Origin of the sequence: Tautonia marina (assembly GCF_009177065.1) — a bacterium.
GTDB classification, from domain to species: domain Bacteria; phylum Planctomycetota; class Planctomycetia; order Isosphaerales; family Isosphaeraceae; genus Tautonia; species Tautonia marina.
On the sequence record NZ_WEZF01000014.1, the window covers coordinates 146,325 to 169,334 of the forward strand.

15 protein-coding genes are annotated in these 23,010 nt (G+C 66.8%); 4 read left to right on the forward strand and 11 right to left on the reverse strand.

Annotation, left to right across the window (positions count from 1 at the left end; translation table 11 throughout):
• Nucleotides 1-124: 124 nt before the first annotated feature.
• The 4 genes from GA615_RS17505 to GA615_RS17530 all read right to left on the reverse strand — a co-directional run bounded on the left by GA615_RS17505 (nucleotide 125) and on the right by GA615_RS17530 (nucleotide 6,248).
• Nucleotides 125-688 (reverse strand): GNAT family N-acetyltransferase, encoded by a 564-nt coding sequence (locus GA615_RS17505; RefSeq protein ID WP_161602404.1) that lies wholly within the window; start codon nucleotides 686-688, stop codon nucleotides 125-127.
• Nucleotides 689-784: 96 nt separating this feature from the next.
• Entirely contained in the window at nucleotides 785-3,589 is a 2,805-nt protein-coding gene (locus tag GA615_RS27560) for a tetratricopeptide repeat protein (protein WP_161602405.1), read from the reverse strand.
• 219 nt (nucleotides 3,590-3,808) lie between these two features.
• A complete protein-coding gene (locus GA615_RS17525) occupies nucleotides 3,809-4,699 on the reverse strand; it encodes an SgcJ/EcaC family oxidoreductase (protein ID WP_152052612.1) in 891 nt (296 codons plus the stop codon).
• A 706-nt stretch (nucleotides 4,700-5,405) separates the two neighbouring features.
• Nucleotides 5,406-6,248, reverse strand: coding sequence for a hypothetical protein (locus tag GA615_RS17530; protein ID WP_152052613.1), 843 nt, complete (start codon nucleotides 6,246-6,248; stop codon nucleotides 5,406-5,408).
• A gap of 523 nt (nucleotides 6,249-6,771) precedes the next feature.
• Between GA615_RS17530 and GA615_RS17540 the strand changes: the two genes are divergently transcribed.
• Together GA615_RS17540 and GA615_RS17545 are read left to right on the forward strand one after the other, a co-directional pair.
• On the forward strand, nucleotides 6,772-10,707 hold the full coding sequence (locus GA615_RS17540; protein WP_152052615.1) for an FG-GAP-like repeat-containing protein: 3,936 nt from the start codon (nucleotides 6,772-6,774) through the stop codon (nucleotides 10,705-10,707).
• A gap of 74 nt (nucleotides 10,708-10,781) precedes the next feature.
• Complete coding sequence (locus GA615_RS17545; RefSeq protein ID WP_152052616.1) at nucleotides 10,782-14,687, forward strand: FG-GAP-like repeat-containing protein; 3,906 nt, start codon at nucleotides 10,782-10,784, stop codon at nucleotides 14,685-14,687.
• A gap of 73 nt (nucleotides 14,688-14,760) precedes the next feature.
• On the opposite strand, the gene GA615_RS17550 is transcribed toward GA615_RS17545, so the two are convergent.
• The 7 genes from GA615_RS17550 to GA615_RS17580 all read right to left on the reverse strand — a co-directional run bounded on the left by GA615_RS17550 (nucleotide 14,761) and on the right by GA615_RS17580 (nucleotide 21,124).
• Nucleotides 14,761-15,978: a lipase family protein gene (locus GA615_RS17550; protein ID WP_152052617.1), complete on the reverse strand. Its 1,218-nt coding sequence runs from the start codon at nucleotides 15,976-15,978 to the stop codon at nucleotides 14,761-14,763.
• Nucleotides 15,975-16,556 carry a hypothetical protein gene (locus GA615_RS17555; RefSeq protein ID WP_152052618.1) on the reverse strand — a complete coding sequence of 194 codons (582 nt, stop codon included), beginning with the start codon at nucleotides 16,554-16,556 and terminating at the stop codon, nucleotides 15,975-15,977. The genes GA615_RS17550 and GA615_RS17555 overlap by 4 nt, the downstream gene beginning before the upstream one ends.
• A gap of 174 nt (nucleotides 16,557-16,730) precedes the next feature.
• Entirely contained in the window at nucleotides 16,731-17,873 is a 1,143-nt protein-coding gene (locus tag GA615_RS17560; protein WP_152052619.1) for a glycosyltransferase, read from the reverse strand.
• Nucleotides 17,874-18,098: 225 nt separating this feature from the next.
• Entirely contained in the window at nucleotides 18,099-19,232 is a 1,134-nt protein-coding gene (locus tag GA615_RS17565; RefSeq protein WP_152052620.1) for a glycosyltransferase family 4 protein, read from the reverse strand.
• 48 nt (nucleotides 19,233-19,280) lie between these two features.
• Complete coding sequence (gene hpt, locus GA615_RS17570) at nucleotides 19,281-19,811, reverse strand: hypoxanthine phosphoribosyltransferase (RefSeq protein ID WP_152052621.1); 531 nt, start codon at nucleotides 19,809-19,811, stop codon at nucleotides 19,281-19,283.
• A gap of 104 nt (nucleotides 19,812-19,915) precedes the next feature.
• The gene (locus GA615_RS17575; RefSeq protein ID WP_152052622.1) at nucleotides 19,916-20,167 is read right to left on the reverse strand and encodes a DUF7660 family protein; all 252 of its coding nucleotides are present in this window, start codon (nucleotides 20,165-20,167) and stop codon (nucleotides 19,916-19,918) included.
• Nucleotides 20,168-20,437: 270 nt separating this feature from the next.
• The gene (locus GA615_RS17580) at nucleotides 20,438-21,124 is read right to left on the reverse strand and encodes a PEP-CTERM sorting domain-containing protein (RefSeq protein ID WP_152052623.1); all 687 of its coding nucleotides are present in this window, start codon (nucleotides 21,122-21,124) and stop codon (nucleotides 20,438-20,440) included.
• Nucleotides 21,125-21,560: 436 nt separating this feature from the next.
• Between GA615_RS17580 and GA615_RS17585 the strand changes: the two genes are divergently transcribed.
• Together GA615_RS17585 and GA615_RS17590 are read left to right on the forward strand one after the other, a co-directional pair.
• Nucleotides 21,561-22,175, forward strand: a complete 615-nt coding sequence (locus GA615_RS17585) for an RNA polymerase sigma factor (protein ID WP_152052624.1) — start codon at nucleotides 21,561-21,563, stop codon at nucleotides 22,173-22,175.
• A gap of 182 nt (nucleotides 22,176-22,357) precedes the next feature.
• The gene (locus GA615_RS17590) at nucleotides 22,358-23,008 is read left to right on the forward strand and encodes a hypothetical protein (RefSeq protein WP_152052625.1); all 651 of its coding nucleotides are present in this window, start codon (nucleotides 22,358-22,360) and stop codon (nucleotides 23,006-23,008) included.
• Nucleotides 23,009-23,010 lie beyond the last annotated feature (2 nt).

Genomic DNA, 23,010 nt, shown 5'->3' on the forward strand with positions numbered 1-23,010 from the left:
TAATGACCAGGATCGCTCGTTGCCAAGCACATTTTGAACAAACGTGGGAGATAACAAGAGTGACTGGGGCCCTGGGCAAGGGTCTGGGAACGTGCCCTGGGGCGTCGGATCGGGGCCGAGGCGTTCATGGGCTCGGCGGATTGACCTTCTGCTCGGACATCGACCTCCAGCATTCGGCTGTCAGGCGGTAGAGGACGTGAGGAAGGTCGGCGTACTCGGTGTCGCATTCAAAGGTGAACCCGGCCTTTTCCATGACGCGGCGCGAGGCGAGGTTCGTCGGCTGGGTGAAGCAGACGAGGGACGGGAGGGTGAGGGTTTCGAAGCCGACCTCGACGCAGCGGCGAGCCAGCTCGGTGGCCAGGCCGCGCCCCCAGTAAAAGGGGAGGAAGGCGTAGCCGATCTCGACCTCATCGAGCCCGGCGATGACGACGTGCCGCAAGCCCCCTCGGCCAATGAATCGGCCCGAGGAGCGGTCTCGGATCGTGTACCAGCCGAAGCCGAACCGATTCCAGTGGTCCATCAGGCGCCCGAAGATCGCCTCGGTCTCCTCACGCGATCGTACACCCTTGAGCGTGGCCATGACGACGGGATCGGAATTCATGCGGATATAATCATCTAAATCGGACCAGGAAGGGCGTCCGAGGCGAAGCCGAGCCGTGACGATCGGAGCGATGGCGGGATCGGTCATGACGTGCCTCGCTTGGGCCTGCAGCAACGAGAACGGAGCCCCGCGACGGCACATCCGCCGGGGGCTCCGAAACCTCGAACCAGGACGAGGGGCAGCTTACGGGGCCGCGTCGCCTGCAACGCGGTCGAAGATCAGGCCCGGATCGTTCGGCGGAGCGCCGATCGGCCGGAAGGTAAAGCGGTCGGGACCGCCGGAGATGGCCTGGCCGATGAGGTCGCCTTGCTCCTCGCTGCGGAGGATCAAGGTGTCTCCGTCGATTCCGTAGGGGCCGGTCAGAGTGGTGGCCTCGCCCTGCTTCGGCGTCACGACCCAGGAGAAATTCCCTTCCTCGTCGATGGTCAGCTCGAAGCGGACCTGATCGTTCGGCTCGGCCCGCCATTGGCCGACGAGGTCGGTGGCGGGGGCGTCGGCGTCGGCCTCCGCCTCGGCGTCGGCCTCGGCCTCGGCCTCGGCGGGGGCGGGTTCGGCGGCCGGCGCGGGAGCTGCGCCCGGTGCGGGGGCTGCGGCCGGGGTGGGGGGGCTGCTCGCGGGGGGCTCGGCGGGGCCGGTCAGGGCTTCGAGCATCCGAGAGGCGACCACGTCTTCCGGCTGCTGGGTGGTGACGACCTGAAGGGCTCGGACCGCCGAGTCGTCGTGGCCGAGAATCAGGTAGTGATAGGCCAGGACGAAGTGCGAGGCCGGGTCGTTGGGGTTCTGTCGGCAATAGGACTCAAGGTTGCGAAGCTGATCGGTGTAGTACGTCGTGTTCTTGTAAAGGCTGCTCATGGTGGTCCAGTCCCAGCCGGGAGCGACCGCGAGCAGGGCGTTCAGCACGGCGGCGGCGTTGCGGTAATCGCCCAGAGCAAAGAGGCAGAGGGCGCGGAACTCGTGCATGATCGGATCGCCGGGCGTCAGCCGGAGGGCCTCTTCAATCAGGCTCAGAGCCCGTCCGTTGTCGTTGTTGGCGAAGGCGGCGCGGGCCTGGTCAAAGAGCTGATAGGCCTGCTGCTGTTCGGGCGTCAGTTGCGGTTCGGCCGGGGCGGCGTCGGCGGGCGCCTGGCCGGGATCGGCCGTCAGGTAGGTTTGCACGACGATCGGCTGGGAGTAGTCGTAGACCGGAACGGTGGCGACCGGCGCGACATAGTACGGGTTCAGATACGACGCGCTGTAGTAGCCGGAGGTCCACGACGACAGGCTGTTCAAGGCCCACATGCTGGTGCCGAAGGCCAGGGGGATCGACCAGGCATTGGCCCACGAGTTGTTCCAGCAGCCGTGATACCAGCCGTGGTAGACCGGCGGGACATAGCGGTTGTACCAGGCGCCGGCCCACTGGTTCGCGCCCCATCCCCATCCGGGGCTCCCCCAGCCGCTGCCGCCCCATCCCCAACCGGGGCTTCCCCAACCACCGCCGCCTCCCCATCCCCATCCGGGACGGTTGACGTTGATGTTGTTGTTATTCCAGTTGATGTTGTTCTGATTGAGCCAGTTTTGGTTATTGTTGATGATGTTGTTGATGTTTCCCGAACCAATATTCGGTCGGTTGCCCCCGCCGATAATCGGTCGATCACCGCCGCCGAAGATGGGACGATCGCCCCCGCCGATGTATTCGGGCAAGGTCGTAATGCCGCCACCGGGCCGTCCCGGTCGGTTTCCCCCGATGATGGGACGATCGCCACCTCCAGGCCGTCCCGGCCGGTTTCCTCCGATGATGGGCCGATCGCCGCCGCCAGGCCGTCCCGGCAGGGTGGTGGGCCGGTCGAAGCCAGGCCGTCCAGGGAGGGTGGTAGGCCGATCGCCGCCGCCAGGCCGTCCCGGCAAGGTGGGCCGATCGCCACCGCCGGGCCGTCCCGGCAGGGTGGTGGGCCGATCGAAGCCGGGGCGACTGGGGAGGGTTGTCGGCCGATCGCCGCCGGGCCGACCGGGGAGGGTTGTCGGCCGATCACCACCGGGTCGACCTGGCAACGTGGTGGGTCGATCGCCGCCGGGGCGGCCTGGCAACGTGGTAGGTCGATCGCCGCCGGGACGGCCCGGAAGGCCGGGAGTAGGTCGGGTGGTGCCGATCCCCGAGCCGGGGCGGTTACCTCCGGGTCGTCCCGGCAGGGTGGTGGGCCGATCGCCACCGCCCGGGCGTCCCGGCAGGGTGGTGATGCCGCCGCCCGGGCGACTGGGGAGCGTGGTGGGTCGATCGCCGCCGGAGATGTTGGGGAGCGAGGGACGGGTGACGCCCCCGCCGCCGGGTCGATCGCCGCTGCCAAGGCCGGGAATCGACGGAAGCGTGCTGCCGCCAGGCCGACCCGGGAGCGTCGAGGGAGGGGTGAATCCCCCGCCGCCGGGCCGATTCCCAAGGCTGGGGCGATTCCCACCCCCTGCGAGGTTCGGCAACGAGGGACGGGTCGTCGCTCCCCCGGCGCCGGGAGAGGTCGGCCGGTTCAGATTCGGCAATGAAGGTCGGGTGGCACCGCCGCCCGCGCCTGGGGCCGAGGGCCGCGACAGGTTCGGGGTGGAGGGTCGGGTGGAACCGATCCCCCCGCTCGGCCGGTTCAGGTTCGGCGTGGTCGGTCGGTTCTGAATCGAGCCGGGCCGTGTTGTGGGCAGGTTGGGTCGCGCGCTGGGCGTGCTCGGGCGGGTGGTCGGACGCGCTGCGGAGATGTTGGGGCGTGCGCCACCGGCGGCGCCCATTGAGGGGCGCGCACTGCCCCCCGGACGCGCAGCGCCCAACGAGGGGCGGGCGCCTCCGGTGGGGCGGCCGGCGCCCATTGAGGGCCGCGCACCGCCACCAGCGCGACCGGCCCCGATCGAAGGGCGGCCGCCTCCTCCGCCGCCGCGACGCTGAGCAAAGGCCAGAGAATCGGGCCAGAAGGCCATGAGCGTGGCGAGGATCGCGATGGCCACGGCCGGGAACCGTCGGGGAGTGGTGGTCATGGGTGCGTCGTCCGAATTATCGAGGGGCCGTGGGAGAGATCACGTCGTCCGCCTGAGTGCTGAGTTGAGGAGTCGAGCAGCAATCCGTTGACGAAATCGGTCTCGAAGGTCAGCCTCCCCGGCTGTCCGGTTACGCTCGGAACAGCCGGAGCGGCAAAGGCTTCGTCTGGAATCGGAACCGGTAAACCAAACCGGTTCCGATTCGCATTCCGCGATGTCTTATTCCTTGGGGGCGGGAGGTTGTCGCACGATGGTCACCTCAACATCCGGCTGCACGACCCCGGCAATCACGCGGTCGAGCGAGCTCCAGAGGAAGCGGTTCTCATCGATGGGAGTCAGGTAAAAGGTTGCCGATCCGGTGACGCCTTCCGGCAAGACGATCTCGCTCTTGACGACCCAGGCCGAGCCGTCGGTCGACCATCGCCCTTCGGAAAATCCGCCGTCGCTGTCGAAGTTCCACGAGCGGATGATCCCCTGTGCGGCGTCCCATCCGATCCGCTGATTGGTCTTGATGAGAGTCTCGCCATCTTGCTCGATCGTGTAGCCGCCGACGAGGAAGTTGCCGTCGTCGGACCAGGCGAACGAGACCGAGACGTTCTGATCGGCTCCTTCGCTGACCCAGTCGCCGACGAGCCAGGCGATCGGTTCGAGAAAGTCGTGAGCGGTCGGCAAGGGCTCCTCGGCGGTCTGCCTCATGCTGGCAATCTTCCAGCCGTCGCCCGTCTTGATGAGCACGGCAAGATAGCGGTTGCGGGCGCTGGCCTGGTCGGAGGTGGTGGTGATGGTCACGCCGTCCTCGATGGCGAGCGATGGGCCAACGAGGCGAAATTCCTCGACCTCCCGGACCAGCTTCGCCTCGGGGAACTCCTCAAAGAAGCGGCCGAGGATCTCGGTAATCGCGTCCTGACCTCGGTAGAGGTTGCCGGCCTCGTCCACCAGCTCGGCTTCTGCGGCAAACAGGGCGGCCACGGCCTTGGCGTCTGCCTGGTTGAAGGCCGCGTCGAACTGTTCCGCGAGCTTCTTCGGAGCGTCGCCATCGGTCTCCTGGGGAGCCCCGAGCGGTGCAAGGATCAGGCCCACCAAAGCCATCGTCGCGACGTGGGTCATCATGGTTGCCTCGTGAAGCAAGATGCAAAGGAAAGAGAAACCAAGGGGGCTCGGCAGCGGCCTGGGAACGGCCGATCGAAGGGTTTGGACACGCGCCCCCGGTCCAACTCGCACTCCTTTGAATCTAAGCCACGAAGGTTCGGGTCGGAAAGAAGGGATTCCCGCAATTTTGCCGTGATCCGATCGAGTTGCCTGTCAGGCAACCAGAGTCGGAGTCTTCAGAAGTGTGGATCGCAGGTCGTGTGCCACGGCGTTGCCTGAGCGGAACCGAATCGCCTTCGCGCCCTCCCTGGCCAGTGGCAACGCTCCCGGCTCGGCGCGGGGTCGGACCTCTTGCCGTCGCGCGTCTTGATCGCAAGGCGAGGCATTCGATTGCGCGACACAACTCTTGATTTCAACAGAGATTTCGATCGCCGATCCGGCCTCGCAGCCTCCCCGAGACCGCAATCACAGAACCCCCGCGATCACTGCCGGGACCATCCCCGAGGACGAGGCGATTCGCCCTTGCCTCGCGCCACGACCCATGCCGCACACCCACCCACAGAAGCCAGAAACCTCACGTCTACCACAGTGCAACGAGGGAGAGGGGCCAGAAACCTCCCCTCTCCCTCGTGAGCAAAGGCCCGACCCTGACACTGATCCGGCAAGCCGTTCGGGATCAAACCGGGGCCGACGGCTGCCGGGATCGGTGATCAGATCGATCGCGCGATCAGGCCACGTCGGGCCGGAAGGCCATCGTCATTTGACCGCTGGCTCCCATGGTTCGCATCTGGGGGCGGAGCGTCATATCGACGACGCCCGACCCCTGAGCGCCGGCCAGCGCGCCGGTGGCATCGACGACCTGGTAACGAAGCCGGGCGGTCGAGGCATCGGGGTCGGCATCGCCCGGGGCCCGGCCGGCCTGCAAGGTCATGGTGCCGCGCCGGGTGGTGACGGTCAGCGTCAGGTTCTCGGGAGAGGACGAGGCATTGGCCACGTAGTCGGCATTGATGCGGGCGGGGCCGATCCCACGGACCTGGCCGATCCCTTGAAGCTGGAACGACCCGCTGGAGCCGTCCGGAGCGATCTGGAGGCGGTAGTTGCCGCGCATCGTGCTCGACAGGTCGAGGTTCTCCAGATCGATCGCCGGGCCGGCGTTCGGCCGCGCATTGGGGGCCGCGAACGGCCGCGCATTGGGAGCCGCGAACGGCCGAGCAATCGGCCCGCTCTCGCCCGAGGCAATCGGTCGGGCGAACTGCGGAGCGACCGGTCGGGCCGTATTCCCGACCCCCGGCCTCCCCTGCAAGGTCCACGCCTGCCCGCTCTGCGCGGCCGGGTTGTTCGTTCCGGTCACGGTTTGCGGCGGGGTCTGGGCGGTGGTCACCAGTCCGCTCTGCGCGGCCGGATCAACGCTTCCGGTCACCGTTTCCGGCGGTGCCTCGGTTGTGGTCGTGGTGACGAGTCCGCTCTGGGCGGACACATCGGCCACCGTCGAGGTGGGCAGGGTGACTGACAGAAAGACCAAGGACTCCAGTCCCTCGACCTTCGGGCTCATCGACTTTGATCGACGCATGGCTCCTCCGTGCGATCGCTCGCCGTCCTCATGGCTCCGGGGCGTGGGGATGTTCCGTGGATCGTTCGGAAGACTGAGGCCCCGGACCTCGCTGCCTTCCCGATCACTTCCTCGGCCCGTTTCGCGCGATGGCGCCTCACGAACCGATTGCGGCGCGGACAGTACCGAGACGCCAAGGGTCTGTCAACGCAAGTCCTGTGAGAGATTGGCTCTCGGTAAAATCGCCGTCAAACTTGAGCGAAAATGTTCCCCTGGCCGGATTGGGGATTGACGGGGAATTGATCGGAGAGTTCTAATGATAAGCGTATGGGACCGTTCTTGATGGACGGGCCCCGGCGGTCGAGAAGGCCGGGTCGTGCCAGATGATGATGGCGCGGCTCGGCCTTTGTTCATGGAATGGGCTCGCCTCCGCCTGCCCGCCTGTCTGCTCCGGGACGTTCCGATCGTCGAGACGACCCGCGGCCCCTCCCTGTTGCGGTCTGGGAATGAGACCCAGCCCGCGTCTTCCTGGGAGGATCGGACAATGCGACACCCTCAACGACTCGGCTGGTTTCGGTGGGCGACTTGTCGGGGGGATCATGATGTGATTCCTCGGCGGTGGTCCAAACGGCGGCTAGTGATCGACCGGCTGGAAGCTCGCACGCTGCTGGCGGCGTTCCTCGACACAAGTTTCGGTGTCGGCGGCAAGGCCACGGTCCCCTTCGACCTCGCTGAGGCGGGGGGGTACGATACCGCGATTCAAGCCGACGGGAAGATCGTGGTCGTGGGTGAGTTCGGGGGCTTTCCGGGGCCTGGAAATGCCGATTTTCTCATCGCGCGCTACACGGCCAGCGGGCACCTCGACCCGACGTTTAGCGGCGATGGCATCGCCTCGGTCTCCTTCTTTCCGGGAGGCACGAGCCGCGAAGTGGCCCAGGGCGTGACCCTGCAAAGCGACGGCAAGATCGTGGTCGTCGGCTCGGTCCAGCAGGCGGCAGGGGATTACGACTTTGGGATCGTCCGGCTCAATGCCAACGGCACCCTCGATACCAGCTTTAGCGGCGACGGCCGGCAGTTGGTCTCCTTTAACCTCGGTGGCTCGGACTCGGACCTGGCCAACGACGTGCTGATCGACGGGAGCGGTCGGATTGTCGTGGCGGGCACGGTCGATCGCGCGGCCGGGGGAGACACCGACGTTGGAGTCGCCCGGCTCAGGTCGAACGGGGACCTCGACCCCGACTTCAACCCGAGGGGCCTGGTGGGTCGAACCTGGTACTCGTTCAACCGCGGGCCGGTCGGCAATCGCCTCGACACCGGAGAGGCCATCGCGATCCAGGCCGATCAGAAGCTGGTGGTGGGGGCCACCGTGCAGATGTCGGACACAGACTACGACTTCGGCGTGGTGCGGCTGAACACGAACGGCACGGTCGACACCGCCACCTTTCAGGCTTCGGGGCCTTATCCCGGCACGCAGACGGTCGCCTTCAACCTGCTCGGCGGCCCCCTGACCGACAAGCTCAGCGATCTGGCGGTTCACGGAAGCACAATCGTGCTCGGCGGAACGGCGGCTCGGGCTGGGGGGAACAGGGATTTCGCCGCTGCCCGGCTTCTGTCGAACGGCACGCTCGATCCCGGCTTCAGCGGCGATGGCAAGGCGATGGTCGCCTTTGATCAGGTCGCGGGAGGCGCGGATGTCTGCAATGCGTTGGCCGTGCAGAGCGACGGAGCGATCTTGCTCGTGGGGCAGGTTGCGACCCCCTCGGACGGATTCGACTTCGGTGTGGCCCGATTGACCGCGGCGGGGGCGATCGACTCCACCTTCAACCCGATCGGAGCGACCTTCGGCCGGCAGACGGTCGGCTTCAATCTCGGCGGCAGCAATCTTGACACCGCGAACGCGGTCGCGATTCAGCCTGACGGTCGGATCGTGGTGGTCGGTCAGGCGTTCAAGATCTTCGTCGCCATGATGTTCGATCCGGTCGCCCTGACCCGGCTGAACGCCAACGGCACGATCGACACGACGTTCGGAACGACAGGTCGCATGGCCGAGTCGTACGGCTTCAGCAATGGGGTTGCGTCCAGCATGGTGATGCAGCCCGACGGCAAGGCGATCCTCGCGGGAAGCGTGATCCACGACGGGAACATGGACTTCGCCGTCGCTCGCGTCTGGGCCAACGGCACGCTCGACACCTCCTTCGGCGGGACCGGCGTGGTCACGATTCCGTTCGACCGGGGCGGGACCAACGCCGATCGCGCCAATGGCGTCGCGATCCAGTCGGACGGGAAGATCGTTGTGGTCGGCAGCGCCGATACCGGGGTCGCCACGGCCACCGACATGGCCATTGCGCGGCTCCTGCCGAACGGCGACCTCGACCCGGACTTTGGCTTCGTCGGCGCCGGTCGGCGGATCATTCCGTTCGACGACATGGCCTCGCCGAGCCGGGACGAGGCCTTCGCCGTTGCGATCCAGAGCAGCGGCCACATCCTCGTTGGAGGGACCGTCGACAACGCTGTACGCGTGGATTTCACCGTGCTTCGGCTCAACCCCAATGGCCAGTTGCTCGACACGACCTTCAATTCCACCGGGACTGTCCGAGGTGTGCAGTTTGTCGACTTCGCCGGCGGCGGCACCAACGCGGATCGCTGCCGGGCCCTGGCGCTGCAGCCCGACGGCAAGATCTTGCTGGCCGGCTCCGTCGATCGGGGAGGCGGCAACTACGACTTCGGGGTCGCCCGGGTCCTGACAGACGGCCGCCTCGACACAACGTTCGACGGCGACGGGAAGCGGACCATCTCCTTCAACCTGGGCGGCCCGAACGCCGACCATGCCCGGGCCCTGGCGCTGCAGCCCGACGGCAAGATCCTCGTCGTCGGCGATGCCTCGATGAACGCCACCGGCGACATCGACTTCGCCATCGCCCGGCTGAATCTCAGCAACGGCTCGCTCGACCCGACGTTCAGCGGCGACGGCAAGCAGACCGTACGCTTCAACCTGGGCGGCTCGAACGCCGATCGGCCTTCGAGCGTGATCGTTCGGGACAATCGGATCGTCATGGCCGGCGTCGCCGAGGTGGCGAGCCCCGGTGGCCCCGACATCGCCATTGCCCGGCTTCGGCTCGACGGCTCGCTCGATGGTTCCTTCGCCCCGAATGGTCGGTACACCGTGCCGATGAACCTGGGAGGCAACAACACCGACGCAGCGGTCGCCGTCGCGGCCCTCTCGAGCAACCGCCTGCTGGTGGCGGGGACCTCGGCGACCGATTCCCCGGTCGGGGGAACGATTCCGACCATGGTCCGCTTGCTCACACCGGCCGGTCAGGTCGAGGGAGACTACGACGGCGACGGCCGGACCGACCTGGCTCTCTACCATCACGATGCCGCCACGAATCGGGGCCTCTTCGAAATCCGCCGCTCCTCCAGCGCCGCGATCATGATTCCGATCGCCGGTGTCGGCCCTCGCGTGATTCCGGTCGCGGGGGACTTCGATGGCGACGGCAAGACAGACGTCGCGGTGGTCGATCCGCTCGGCTCGATCACCCCTGGTGCCTCGACCTGGGTGATTCTGCTCTCGGGCTCGGGAGGTCTGCGGCGTGAGGTGGCCTTCGGGGCCACCGGCACGCTCGACCGTCCCGCTCCGGCCGACTTCGACGGCGACGGCATCACCGACATCGCCACCTTCCGGGCCAACAGCGACCTAACCCCCGGCGCGGCCGAGTGGTTTATTCTCCCCTCGATCCCGAACCCCGGTGGGTACCCGACCCGCAATGGTGCCTTCCGCGTGGCCTTTGGTGCCCCCGGCGGGGCCGACCTGCCCGCCCCGGCCGACTTCGACGGCGACGGGAAGGCCGACATCGCCGCGTTCCGACCGATCCCCACGCCGCAGGATGTGGCCCGAGGTGTGCGAGAGGTCGCGCAATGGTTTGTGCTTCCCTCGGGGCCGAACGACGCGACCTTCAGCGGGCGGATCGGCGGCTTCCGGGTCGAGTTCGGCGCTGCGAGCAACCGCGACCAGCCCGTGCCGGCCGACTTCGACGGCGACCGGCGTGCCGACATCGCCGCCTTCCGCTCGAACAGCGACCTCGTGCCGGGGTCGGCCCAGTGGTTCATCCTCCCCTCGATTCCGAACGACGCGACGTTCAGCGGGCGGATCGGCGGCTACGATGTGACCTTCGGCGTGGCCGGGGAAATTGCGGCGGTCGGAGACGTCACGCGGGACGGGCGGCCCGACCTGGTGCTGCACAACCGAACGACGGGGGTGTGGCGATTGCGGTCGGGGACGACCGGGATGCTGCTGCCGAGCATCACGTTTGGCTCGACGGGGCCGCGGGTCGTGCCAGTGCTGGCGCCCTTGTTCTTCCGCCTGCTCGCCACGAGCAACATCCCCCTCCCCGTCACGGCGGCCCTTCAGACGTCGGACGGCCTGGCGTCGGTGGTGGATCGAGCGATCGAGGAGTGGGTGAATCCGCTGGTGTTGGGTTAGGAGCGTTGCGAATGTGTGTTGAAGGAGGCTCACGGATCGACCCCATTTGATCGAAAAAACATAAGGGGTTTCAGATGATATTATCGCGATTTCTTATTGAGGGAAGCCGGATTCCTCGGGCGGGTAGCAATCGCTGGAGGAACATTCGATCACACAAGAACTGGCCACGGTTGCTTCCGCTGGAAGACCGCACCCTGCTCAACGCGTCGCTTGATCCGACCTTCGGTCTCGGCGGCAAGGCCACGGTCCCCTACGAGCTGGCCCGGGGTGAGGCCAACGACGTGGCCATTCAAGCCGACGGGAAGATCGTGGCCGTGGGGAACTTCGCGTACGCGTCGACGGGGGATTTCGGCGTGGCGCGATACAACCCCGATGGTTCGCTCGATCCCACGTTCAGCGGTGATGGCGTCGCCTCGATCGGCTTCAACCTGGGAGGGAACGACTACGACCAGGCGACTGGCGTGGTGATCCAGCCCGACGGGAAGATCGTCGTCGCCGGTTATGCAGAGGCCGGGGGCGGTGGCAATTTCGAATTTGCCATCACCCGACTGAACCCGAACGGCTCGCTCGACACCTCGTTCGATGGCGACGGCAGGCGGACGTTTGGTTATGATCTCGGTGGCGACAATGCCGACTATGCCCATGCCGTCGCGCTTCAGGCCGACGGGAAGATCGTCCTCGTGGGATCGGCCGATTTCGGGGGCGGCGACACCGACTTCGCCATCGCCCGGCTGAATCCGAGCGGCTCGCTCGACAGCACCTTCAGCGGCGACGGCAAGCAGACGGCCTTCTTCGACCTCGGTGGCAGTCGAGCGGACGCTGCGTGGGACGTGGTGATTCAAGCGGACAATCGGATCGTGATCGTCGGCACGGCTGAACGCGATACCGGCAGCGATTTCGCCATCGCCCGATTGAACCCCGACGGCATGTTCGACAGCACCTTCGACGGCGACGGCCGCCAGACGGTCGCCTTCGACCAGGGCTCCAACAATGCCGACGAGGCCTTCGGCGTCGCCTTGCAGGCCGACGGCAAGATCGTCGTGGTCGGGTCGGTCGATCGGGCGCTCCCGGGCGACCGCGACTTCGGGGTCGCCCGGCTGAACCCCAACGGCTCGCTCGACAGCAGCTTCAGCGGCGATGGCAAGGCGATGGTCGCCTTCGACATCGGCGGCGCCATGTCCGACCAGGGGAGTGACCTGGCGATTCAGTCTGACGGGAAGCTCGTTCTCGTCGGCACCGCCGTGCTGCCGGGTGGAAACTCCGATTTCGCCGTGGCTCGTCTGAACGTCAATGGTACGCTCGACACGAGCTTCAGCGGTGACGGCAAGGTGACGATTCCCTTCGATCAGGGCATGCTCGATATTGACTTCGCCCAGGCCGTGGCGGTCCAGCCCGACGGCAAGATTGTGGTCGTCGGGGGGGCCGAACGTCCGGAGGGACCGCCGCACTGGAGCTTCGGTCTGGCCCGGCTTAATTCGAACGGGACGCTCGACCCGATGTTCGAACCCGGCGGCAAGGTGGCGACACCGTTTGGCCTGGCCGTTGGCGCGGCGATGGACATGGTGGTGCAACCGGACGGGAAGATCCTCATCGTCGGCTCGATCCTCGTGGGAGACAATTACGACTTCGTTGTGGCCCGGACCCTGGCCGACGGCCGCCTCGACACGACCTTCGGCGGCGGCTCGGGCAAGGTGACCATCCCCTTCGATTACGGTGGGAACAACCACGACTTCGCCTTGGCGATCGCCCTGGCGCCCGACGGCAAAATTGTCGTCGCCGGTGCCGTCGCCGGCCAGTACGGCGGCAGCGATACCGACTTCGGGGTCGCCCGGCTGAACCCCGACGGCACGATCGACACCACCTTCGACGCACTGGGGCCTTTCCCCGGCCGGCGCTGGGTGGCCTTCGACCTGGGTCAGGACAACGCCGACGTGGCCTACGACGTGGTGGTTCAGCCCGACGGGAAGATCGTCGTCGTCGGTTCGGCCCAGGTCCTGGGCGGTGGGACCGACTTCGCCATCGCGCGGATCAATCCCGACGGCAAGCTCGACGGTTCCTTCTCCTTCCCCGTGGGGGCGGGCCGGATCACCATCTCGTTCGATCCTCCCGGCGTCTACAACAAAGATGAGGCCACAGGGGTGGCGCTGCAAGAGGACGGCAAAATCGTTGTGGTCGGCTATGCGTCCCCCTTCACCGGTCCCGACTTCGCCATCGCGCGGATCAATCCCGATGGGACGCTCGACACGAGCTTCAGCGGCGATGGGAAGCAGGTGGTCCCCTTCGACGTGAGCGGGCCGGGAAACGATCAGGCCGAGGACGTGGTGGTCCAGCCCGATGGCAAGATCGTCGTGGTCGGGGTGGTCGGGACCGGAACCGCCGGCGCCGATGATTTCGGCATCGTCCGCCTGAACAGCAACGGAACGCTGGACCCGAACTTCAGCGGCGACGGCAAGCAGACGGTCGCCTTCAATCTCGGCGGTGGGAATGTTGACAAGGCTCGGGCCGTGGCGATGCAGGGAGACCGTATCCTCGTGGCCGGCTTTGCGGAAAGTGACTTCGCGGGCCAGTACGATTTCGAGTTCGCCATCGCCCGGCTCCGCCCCGACGGCGCCCTCGACCCGACCTTCAACGGCACCGGCAAGCAGACGATCGCGATCAACCTCGGTGACACGATGATCGACGACGCAACCGCCCTGGCGGTGTTGCCCGGCAACAAGGTCGTGCTGGCGGGTTGGGCAAGCACCGACACGCCGACCGGTGGAGTCATGCCCGTGCTGGCGAGGCTCAACACCAGCACCCCCTTCGCGGTCGAAGGAGACTATGATGGCGATGGGCGGACCGATCTGGCGCTCTACCGCTACGATGCCGCCACCAGCTCCGGTCGCTTTCTGATCCGACGCTCCAGCACCGGGACCGACATTGCCGTGCCGATCTCGGGCGTCGGATCGCAGGTCGTCCCCATCTCCGGCGACTTCGACGGTGACGGCAAGACCGATGTCGCCGTGGTCGATCCGCTGGCCCACGGGCCCGGCGGCCTGGTTCCGGACCGGACCCGCTGGATCATCCTGCTCTCGGGCTCGGGCAACTTCCGTCGCGAGGTCGAGTTCGGTGCCGCGGGGGTCCTTGATCGTCCCGCACCGGCCGACTTCGACGGCGATGGCCGCACCGACATCGCCACCTTCCGCGCCAACAGCGACCTGACCCCCGGCGCGGCCGAGTGGTTCATCCTCCCCTCGGAACCGAATCCGGGGTACACCACGAAGGTCGGGGCCTTTGCCGTGGCCTTTGGTGCTCCCGGCGGGGCCGACTTGCCCGCCCCGGCCGATTACGACGGCGACGGGCGGGCCGACATCGTCTCCTTCCGCCCCATTCCGACCCCGCAGGACATCGTGTATGGCGTCCCGTCCTGGGCCGCCCAGTGGTTGATCCTTCCTTCGGGACCGAACGACGCGACGTTCAGCGGTCGGGTGGGCGCCTTCCCGGTCCGGTTTGGGGCCGCGAACAACCTCGATCAGCCGGCGGTGGCCGATTACAACGGGGACGGCCGGGCGGATATCACGGCGTTCCGCCAGTACAGCGACAAGATCGCCGGGGTGGCGCAGTGGTTCATTTATCCTTCGCTCGCTCTGTCGCCAGAGTATGCCAATGCCTATGACGTGGTGTTCGGCGTGGCCGGCGAGATTGCGGCGGTGGGGGACTACACCCGCGACGGCCGGCCCGACCTGGCGTTGTTCAATCAAAGTACGGGCGTCTGGACGCGTCGGAGCGGGACACTTGGTACGGTCTTGCCCAGCGTGAGCTTCGGCCCCACCGGTCCCGGTGTGGTCCCCGTGCTGGCCCCGCTGTACTTCCGACTCAAGGCGACGGGGAACTTGCCGACCTCGGCCGCCTCGACGGCCACCGGCCTCTCGGCGGGGCTGGCGTCGGTCGTGGATCGTGCGATTGACGACTGGGTGCGGCCCGTCTTGCTCGATGGCTGAGTTTGAGGTCCCTCGGGATGATTTGCAGGAGGAATTGGCACGATCGATCGATCTCGGAAGCGATCGTGGTGCGTCAGGATGCTGCGTCTCCGAGGGCGGCGGGGCCGGGGGCTCGGATGCCTCGGCGGGTGCCGCGGCGCTCGGCGTGGAGGTCGATGGCCTTGAGGTAGGTATCGGCCACGTGGTTGGGTAGGAGGTCGCCGAACTGGGCGAGGAAGGTCCAGGGCTCGCCGACGTGGGAGAACCCCTCGGCCATTTTCGAAGAGGGCAGGAGCGGGACCGTGTCGGCGAGGTTGGCGACCCGGTAGGCATTGGGAACGAGCCGCGCGAAGGACTCGGCGAAGGTCGCATCCCCGACCCGGGGGCCAGCGTAGGTGTAGAGCCGGAGCCAGTCGGTCGGGCGATCGACCCGCGCGGCCACGTCGATCGCTGTCAGGGTGGCCAGGGCGGCGCCGAGGCTGTGCCCGGTGATGTAGCAGGGTTTCGATGGGTCAAGCTCGGCGGCCACCTCGGCGGGGGTCCGGATCGGGCCGCCGTCTCCGGCCCAGGTCCGGAGGTTCTGGCCGGCGATGTTGGCAAAGCCGAAGTGAACCCGGCCCAGCGATGCTCCGGTCACGGGGTGTCGGGCCTCGGTCTGGGAGCTTCGGAGGTTGCTGATCCACTCCGCCTGGGTCTGGGTGCCGCGGAAGACCATGATGTGATCGCGCTCCGACGTGAGCACGAACCCGAAGAAGACGCGGCGGCGAAATTCACGGCGGATGATGCGGGGGACCGTCTCCCGGAGCGTCCGACGGACGGGGCGGAGAACCCGTTCCAGGGGGCTCTCCAGGGAGACGGTGGCCTCGGTCGGTTCGGCCAGTTCGAGATAACGCTCCAGGTGTTCTTCCTCGGCCTCGAAGGTAGCGACCTTCTTGTAGCCGGGAAAGAATCGTTGGAAGCCGTCGAGTTCGGAGAGATCCCCATCGAAGCTCGGCACGTCCAGGGCGGTCCGGTACTGGGTGACGGCCAGCTTGCAGGCCCGGATCAATCGGGCCGAGGCGTCGCGGTCGTAGGGAACCGGGGGAGATTCGAACTCGGTTTCGGTGGAGTCAAGCAGGCGGCCCAGCTCCTCTTGCCAGGCGGCCTCAGAGGCATAGGCGGCCTCGACCACGTCGGCGTATTCGGCCAGGGCGTCCTGGGAGTTTGGATCGGTCCTGGCCCGCCGGTAGCGGTACGACTCGATCCCCCCGGAGATCCCCAGCCCAGCCCCCAGGCCGGCGAGCAAGGCCCGCCGTCGGTTCCACTTGGTCATCCCCGGTTCTCCTTTGGCGTCGACTCGACCTCCGCGGTTCGACGCCGCTTCGACCGGCGGCGAAGGCGCAGGGCCAGGTGAATCCGCCTCGGGTCAATCCGGCGAGCGCTCAGGTAAAAGTCGTTCGCCGTGCGACCAATGGCGAAGGTCAACGCGAAGCCGCCCGCCGCCTTCGCCCAGCCGAGCATCAAGGGAACGTACAGGCTGGCCGTATAAACGAGCAGGTAGGCGAAGATCATCGAGAGGATCGCCCCGAAGATCCCGAGTACCAGGAAGACCCTCGCCAGCGGTCCCTGGCCCCTCGGGAATCCCCACCGTGCGCCGATCGATCGCACCATCACCAGGTTGAGCACCAGCACGGCACCCAGTTGCACCTCCTGCAACCAGGGCACGGTCGGGGGCAACGAAACGATGGCCACGATCAGGGCGTAGTCCATGATCGTCTGGTGGACCCGCTCATTCATCCGGAGGGTCGACTCGACCACCTCTCGGATCGATCCCATGCTCGGCGGCCGATCTGCGACCGCCGTGATTCCCTCGACCTGAGTCTCCTGTGTCCGAGGGGGCTGATCCTTCACAAAGGCTCCTGCGGGTTGACCTTGGAGATGCTCCCGGAGGGGTGGTTGGAGTCACGATGACCCCAGGCGTTGCGGCGACGGTTTCCCGACCGTCCGAGGGGTTCGCCCCGACCCCGGCCACCCCTGAAGAATCGGAGCGACACTGGACATGATCTGAACGCGGATTCCATCACGTTATAGCGAATCTGAAGAACTTGTGAACCCTTTTTTGGATTGGGCGAGCTGTTCATAGAGCTCGGCGAAGCGGTCAATCATGGTCGCAGCCCGAAAGTGGGCCTCGACCCGATCGCGTCCGGCCTGGCCGAGCCGCTGCCGCAGATCCGGCTCATCGACGATCCGGAGCAAGGCGCGGGCCAGGGCCGTGCCATCCCCGACCGGAACGAGCAAGCCGGTTTCACCGTCCACCACCACCTCGGTCGTTCCCGGAGCGGCGGTGGCGACAACGGGTTTCCGAAATCGCATGGCCTCAAGCACGACGTTGGGCAGCCCTTCGAAGCTGCTCGGCAAGACGAGCGCATCGGCTGCAAGCAACAGGCGGGGCACGTCGTCTCGGTGGCCGAGGAACCGCACCCGGCCGGTCGATCGCAGCTCGAAGGCATCGGCCACCCCTTCCAACTCCTCCCGAAGCGGGCCGTCTCCGGCGATGACCGTCGTCAGGTTCGGCCGGACGTGCTGCAAGAGGTCGGCCGCCTTGAGCAGGTCGATCACCCCTTTTTGCGGGTAAAGCCGCCCGGCGAACAGCAGCAGGGGGGCCTCGGCCGGAATGCCCAGCTCGGCCTTCACGGCGATCGGGTCGACGCTCGGCGGCTCCTCGTCGGCAATTCCCGAAGGGATCATGGCCAGGCGATCGGCGGGAATCCCGACCGTCTCCCGGTAAAAATCGACCACCGCCTGCGAGTTGCCGACGATCCGATCGGTACGGCGGGCCAGACGGCGATCAATCCAGAAGTGCGCTCGTGTTTTCCAGAGATCGGCCGCCATCTCGGCCGTGATGACCACCGGCACCCCGGCCCGTTGCGCGGCGATCCGGCCGTAGACGTTGGCGGCGAAGATCCAGGTCTGCACCACGTCGAACCGCCCGAGCTTCATCAACCGGGTCAGTCGGCCGAGCGCCCCCGGATCAATCTTGCGGCGCTTCTCGATCGCATGCACCGGAATCCCCGCGGCGAGCAGATCGGCTTCCAGCGGCCCGAGCCGTGTCAGCGCCGCCACCTCCACGCGGAAGCGGTCGCGGGGCAAGCCGGCGGCGAGGAGCACCATCTGCTTCTCGCCGCCCGAGCGGTCAAGAGTCGGGATGACGTGTAAAATTTTGATCACGGCACAATCGGTCCGAATCCACAACAAGAAGGGCCGGAGACGTCGGCCAATTGTTGCCGCTCGTCCCGGTCGGCTCAAGGTGGGTTGTGAAGGAGGGGGAAGCAAGACGAGCGCAGAGACGCAAAGAGGAAAAGGATGCGAGAATCATGATGATGGCGTGAGGACGGTCGCCTTGACCTGTTTTTTCCTCCTCTTCTCCGCGTCTCTGCACGCGTCTCCTCCGGCTCAAGGCTGGGACTCCTCGACGAGCGACTGGAACAGCTCCAGGTGTTGCCGCGCAACCACGGTGACCGAGTACGACCCCTCGACCTTCTTCCTCGCCGATCGGGTCATGTGAAAGGCGCGATCGAACTGGGTCCACTGCTCGACGATCACGCGGGCCAGCCCTTCCGGATCATCGACCGGGGCGAGGCGGCCGTCCTTGAAGTCGGAGATGAGCTTGCGATTGCCCGGAATCGACGAGGCGACCAGCGGAATCCCCAGCGCCATGGCTTCGAGCAAGGCAATGCTCATGCCTTCCTCGCGAGACGGCAAGATGAACAGATCGGCCTCACGCAGTGCGGCGATCGGGTCGCTCGTCGGGCCAGGGAGGTCGATGACGTCTCCCTGGCCGAGCTTGCCCACACCGGCCCAGAGCGACGGGCCTTCGGGGCCGTCGCCGTGCAGCGTCAGCTGAGCCCTCGGGAACGTTTTGCGCACGATCGGCCAGGCTTCGATCAACGTATCGAGCCCTTTTTCCGGGGCCAGGCGGCCGACGTACGCCGCCCTCGGAGCGCTTCGCCAGTCGTCCCGACGCCGCCAGGGGAGTTCCGGCACGGGCACGCCGTTCGGCAATCGGTGAATGATCGACGGGTTGTAGCCGGCGCGTCGCAGCTCGTCCTCGATCGGCTTCGAGATGGCGACGATGGCGTCGGCCTGCTTCGTCCGCTCGCCGATCGTCCGGCCGAAGTTCCCCCACGATTGCCAGGCCAGGTCGCCCGTCGCCCCGGCCCCTTCGGGACGCAGGACGACCGGAAAGCCGAGCCGTCGGCCGACCTCGACGCTGACGTAGGCATCGTGCTTGAGCATCGACACATAGGCCAGGTCCGGCGGGTTTGCCTCCAGCCATCGCTCCAGGTTCTTCATGTAGCGCCAGGTGCCGACGAATCGCAGGCGAGACGTGCCCAGGCGCCGAATCGTGCAAGAACCGCGGCGCGTCGGCACCTCCTCGGCCTCGGGCAGGCCCGAGCCGGGCGGCAGGCTGGTGAGGACCGTGACCTCGTTCTCCTGCTCGGCCAGGGCGGGAGCAAGGTAGCTTAAAACTTTCTCAGCCCCGCCGATCAACGGGGGGAAGCGTCGAGAGATCAAGGCGATGCGCACGGTGGGGGCTCGGGCTCGGGTCGCGGCCGTCGGAAATTCGTCGCCGGTTCAGTGGGCCGCCTCGTGGGCGTTCGGATCGAGCACGGCGATGTAGGGCAGGTGCCGGTACTCGTCATCATAGTCGAGCCCGTAGCCGATGACGAACGCATCGGGAATCGCAAAGCCGACGTAATCGGGCTCAAGGGCCACTTCCTGCCGCCCTTGCTTGCGGAGCAACACCGCCGTCCGAACGTCGATCGCCCCCCGTTCGCGGAGCTTCGGCACGAGCGCCGCCAGGGTGTGGCCGGTGTCGAAGATGTCGTCGAGCAAGAGGACGTGACGCCCTTCGACCTCGGGGGCGAAGGCGTCGTTGATCGTCAGCGAGCCCCGATCGGTGACAGCCCCCTTGTAGCTGCTCGCCTGCAAGAGCGCGACCCGAAGCGGAAGCTGGACCTGCCGGATCAGGTCGGCCAGCAAGATCACGCTACCGGTCAGAATGCCGACGATCGTCAGCGGTTTGCCCTGGTAATCGCGTTCGATCTGTCGGCCAAGTTCGGCCACGCGCTCTCGGATGCGCTCCTCACTGATCAGAATCTCCACGCCACGGGGTCCTCATTGCGTTCGAGCGCCGATGAGGGATCATCCGCCCGGCGCGGCGGCCCCTTCGTTTCGCTCTGCGGGTGTGTTCGCTCCGGCCCATGAGTTTACTCATAGACCCGAGCCGCCGACAGGGCACTGGCGAACAGTTGCCACGACGGCCGATCGGGATCGATCACTCCCTCGTCGTTGCGCGGTGACGCCTTGCCACAATCCGTCAGCCAGGCGGCCAGGGCTTCCAGGAAATCGCCGAGGGCCGAGTTTTCCCATTCGGCCTCGTTGGCGTCGAGGTCATCGAGCAGGCTTCGAATGTGCTCGACCAGGTCCGCTCGCGACTGGGCCGACTCCGGGAGATTCATGCGAGCTCCTCCTCCTCCCCGCGCCCGGCCGTACGGACGGGACGGGACATCAACGGAACGAAACCATCGGAGCGACGACCTCACCTGAATCGTCTCACTCCGAACCATCGTACCGTCAACAGGCAATGGGGCCGAGGGGGATGACCGTCGCGCAAGAAAGAGGATCGGGGGACGATGCCCCTTCCTCCACCCGTTCTTGTTGGAGGAAGGGGCTCCGCCCCCCGATCAGGATCACAGAGCGAGCTTGGGCCGAACGAGGGCAATCCGACCTCAGGCCGTCGCCGAGGCGAGCAGCCGTCGGCGTCGTCGGGCGAAGCTCAAGGCCCCAAGGCCGAAGACGGCCCAGAGGATCACGGCCGAGGGCTCGGGAATCGGCGTGCCAACGGTGCCCGGATCGGGGTCGCCGGGCAAGCCCGGCTCGGGCTCAGGCTCTGGACTGGGAACGTCGAGAACCGAAAGGCTCAGACCATCGACGGCCGACTTCAGGAGCCAGCCGACCGCGTTCTGTGCCAGGTTCAGCTCGAAGTCGAACATGCCGCCTGGTTCGAGCTGGCCGATCCGGTTCCCTTCGGCGTCGACCAGGGGGCGGAACGGCACGGCGGCCGAGGGGTCCGTCTCCGGTTCGTAGCCAAAGAGCAGGAACATCCGTTCCATCTCCTCGTCGCTCGGGTCGCTCGTCAGAAGGACGAACGAGGTCGAGACATCGATGCCGGTCGAACTGTCCAGCGCCGTCATGGGGCTGCCTTCGATCACCCCGCCATCCTCGTCGGTGCCGATGACCGGGGGGATGATCGTGTCACGAGGCACCAGCTCGAAGTACATCTCCGAGACGGGTGAGTCGGTGGTGTTCGTCAGACGGAAGGTCATCGGCTGGGTGGGCGACGCCGTCGCGGGCTGGCCAGTCGCGGCGATCACAACGCCGAAGGCTGCCAGCAATCCGAGCAGGCGGTGAGACATGGGCGCGGGCCCTCCTTGGGTACGCGATGGTGTAGGGACCGATCCGAACAAGGGGCCGCGTCACCAGCCGTCCGGTCCCGAAACGATCCGAAGCCGTCGCTGTTGCAATCGAGCGAAGGCGGTCCGCGGCACTCCCCGGCGTTGAGGGCCGGAGGAGGCACCAGATTCAAGGGATGAGAATTTCAAGATGAGGGCGTCGCTGGACCGGGGATCGAGTCGTACGCGGATGGATGGGTTCGGCCGGGTGTACGTCCGGGGCGGATCGGGCTCCGCTCTCGGGCGGGCGTACTATGGAGACGATCCCCAGAACGGTCAAGGGCAATTGCCGATCCCATCGGTTTGACGCGCTTGTTCCCGGTTTGAGCCTCCCCGCTCGTTCTGCCGATCGAATAAGCTGGAACGAGGGGCGTCGAATCCGGCGAGGACCACCCGCACTATGCCCGATCCGCACAGCGGCGTCGTCGAGGCGCCCGACGAAGCCCTGGTCGAGCTGGCCCGTGCCGGCGATGCCGACGCCCGCGAGGAACTCTTCCGTCGCGGGCGAGAGATCGCCTACCGCGTCGCCTTTCGCCTGCTCGGCAACGCCGAGGATGCGATGGACGCCGTGCAGGACGGCTTTATCAAGGCCTTTCGCAACCTCGACGCCTTCGATGGCCGCAGCGCCTTTCGAACTTGGCTCCTGCGGATCGTGACCAACGCCGCTCACGACCTCGGCCGTCGCAAACGCCGACGCCCTGCCCTCCGCCTGGCCGACCTCGACACCGACCCCGGCGGCTCGGGCCTGCCCGGCACCTCGGTCGCCGAGCCGAGCATTGAGGACGATCCCAGCCGAGGGCTCCACCGCGACGACCTCCGCCGCGCCCTCGACGAGGCTCTCGCCCGCCTCAGCCCGACGATCCGGGAAACCTTCGTCCTTTTTGCCGAGGCCGAACTCAGCTACAAGGAGATCGCCGAGACCCAGGACGTTCCCATCGGCACCGTCATGAGCCGCCTCTACTACGCCCGGCAGAAGCTTCAGGCCGCGCTGGAGGAAATCGAAGATCACCCGTAACCTTCGAATAAGTCGTGTGGAACGGGCGTCGAGCAGGTAGGCCGATCGTCTCGCAAGCCTCTTTCCGGGGCCGTGGGAGATCGCTATGCTCAAACCCGAACCGAATGCCCTGGAAGGGCTTCTGTCAATGGTGGCGGCGGTTTTTTCGCTGGCCGTTTGAACCGGAGGTTCTCAAACCCACGATGCGTTGCCGAGACGTTTCCCGAGCCGTCGCGACCCAGCCGGGCGCGATGTCCGAGTCGAAGATTCAGGCCCATCTGGCCGCGTGCCCGCGCTGCGCGAGGATGGCCGAAGGGGTCCGACGCCTCGATCGGCTCTGGGACGCGACCCGGCCCGAGCTGCCCTCGGCGGCCTCCTGGGACTCGGCCTGGGCTCGGATCGACGGCGAACTGGCGGCGGCTCCGCAGCCGTTGGCCAGCGATTCCTCGACGAGCCGGACCCTCCCGATGCGCTCCCGCGTTCCAGCTGCTCGTCTGGCAATCGGTCTGGCCCTGGTCGCCGCGGCGGTCGTGCTGGCCCTCAATGTTCCCTCTCCTGCGCCGAACTTCGCCGACAATGGCAAGACCAACGGCCCGGTGTACGGAACGCTCGACGTGCCGGTCGGCCACACGGTCCTTTACCACGTCGATTCCGACGAGCATCGGGTTGTTCAGGTCAGCGGGCCGATGGCCTCGGGAGAGGATGACCTGACCTTCTTCAGCCAGTCCGAGCTGGGTCTTGATGCGGTCGACTACTTCGCCCTCTTCGGCTGGTTCGAGGCCATGCCCGCCCTGACGGCATCGGCCCCGTCCGGTCCTGGAGAGAGTGCCAGCCCCTTTGACTCCCGGCCCTGATT

Coding starts and splice junctions, on each gene's coding strand:
- GA615_RS17580 (WP_152052623.1), bottom strand. CDS start 21,124: ATGTCTCACCGCCTGCTCGGATTGCTGGCAGCCTTCGGCGTTGTGATC.
- GA615_RS17550 (WP_152052617.1), bottom strand. CDS start 15,978: ATGACCAAGTGGAACCGACGGCGGGCCTTGCTCGCCGGCCTGGGGGCT.
- GA615_RS17585 (WP_152052624.1), top strand. CDS start 21,561: ATGCCCGATCCGCACAGCGGCGTCGTCGAGGCGCCCGACGAAGCCCTG.
- GA615_RS17525 (WP_152052612.1), bottom strand. CDS start 4,699: ATGATGACCCACGTCGCGACGATGGCTTTGGTGGGCCTGATCCTTGCA.
- GA615_RS17540 (WP_152052615.1), top strand. CDS start 6,772: ATGCGACACCCTCAACGACTCGGCTGGTTTCGGTGGGCGACTTGTCGG.
- GA615_RS17545 (WP_152052616.1), top strand. CDS start 10,782: ATGATATTATCGCGATTTCTTATTGAGGGAAGCCGGATTCCTCGGGCG.
- GA615_RS17505 (WP_161602404.1), bottom strand. CDS start 688: ATGACCGATCCCGCCATCGCTCCGATCGTCACGGCTCGGCTTCGCCTC.
- GA615_RS27560 (WP_161602405.1), bottom strand. CDS start 3,589: ATGACCACCACTCCCCGACGGTTCCCGGCCGTGGCCATCGCGATCCTC.
- GA615_RS17590 (WP_152052625.1), top strand. CDS start 22,358: ATGCGTTGCCGAGACGTTTCCCGAGCCGTCGCGACCCAGCCGGGCGCG.
- GA615_RS17530 (WP_152052613.1), bottom strand. CDS start 6,248: ATGCGTCGATCAAAGTCGATGAGCCCGAAGGTCGAGGGACTGGAGTCC.
- GA615_RS17575 (WP_152052622.1), bottom strand. CDS start 20,167: ATGAATCTCCCGGAGTCGGCCCAGTCGCGAGCGGACCTGGTCGAGCAC.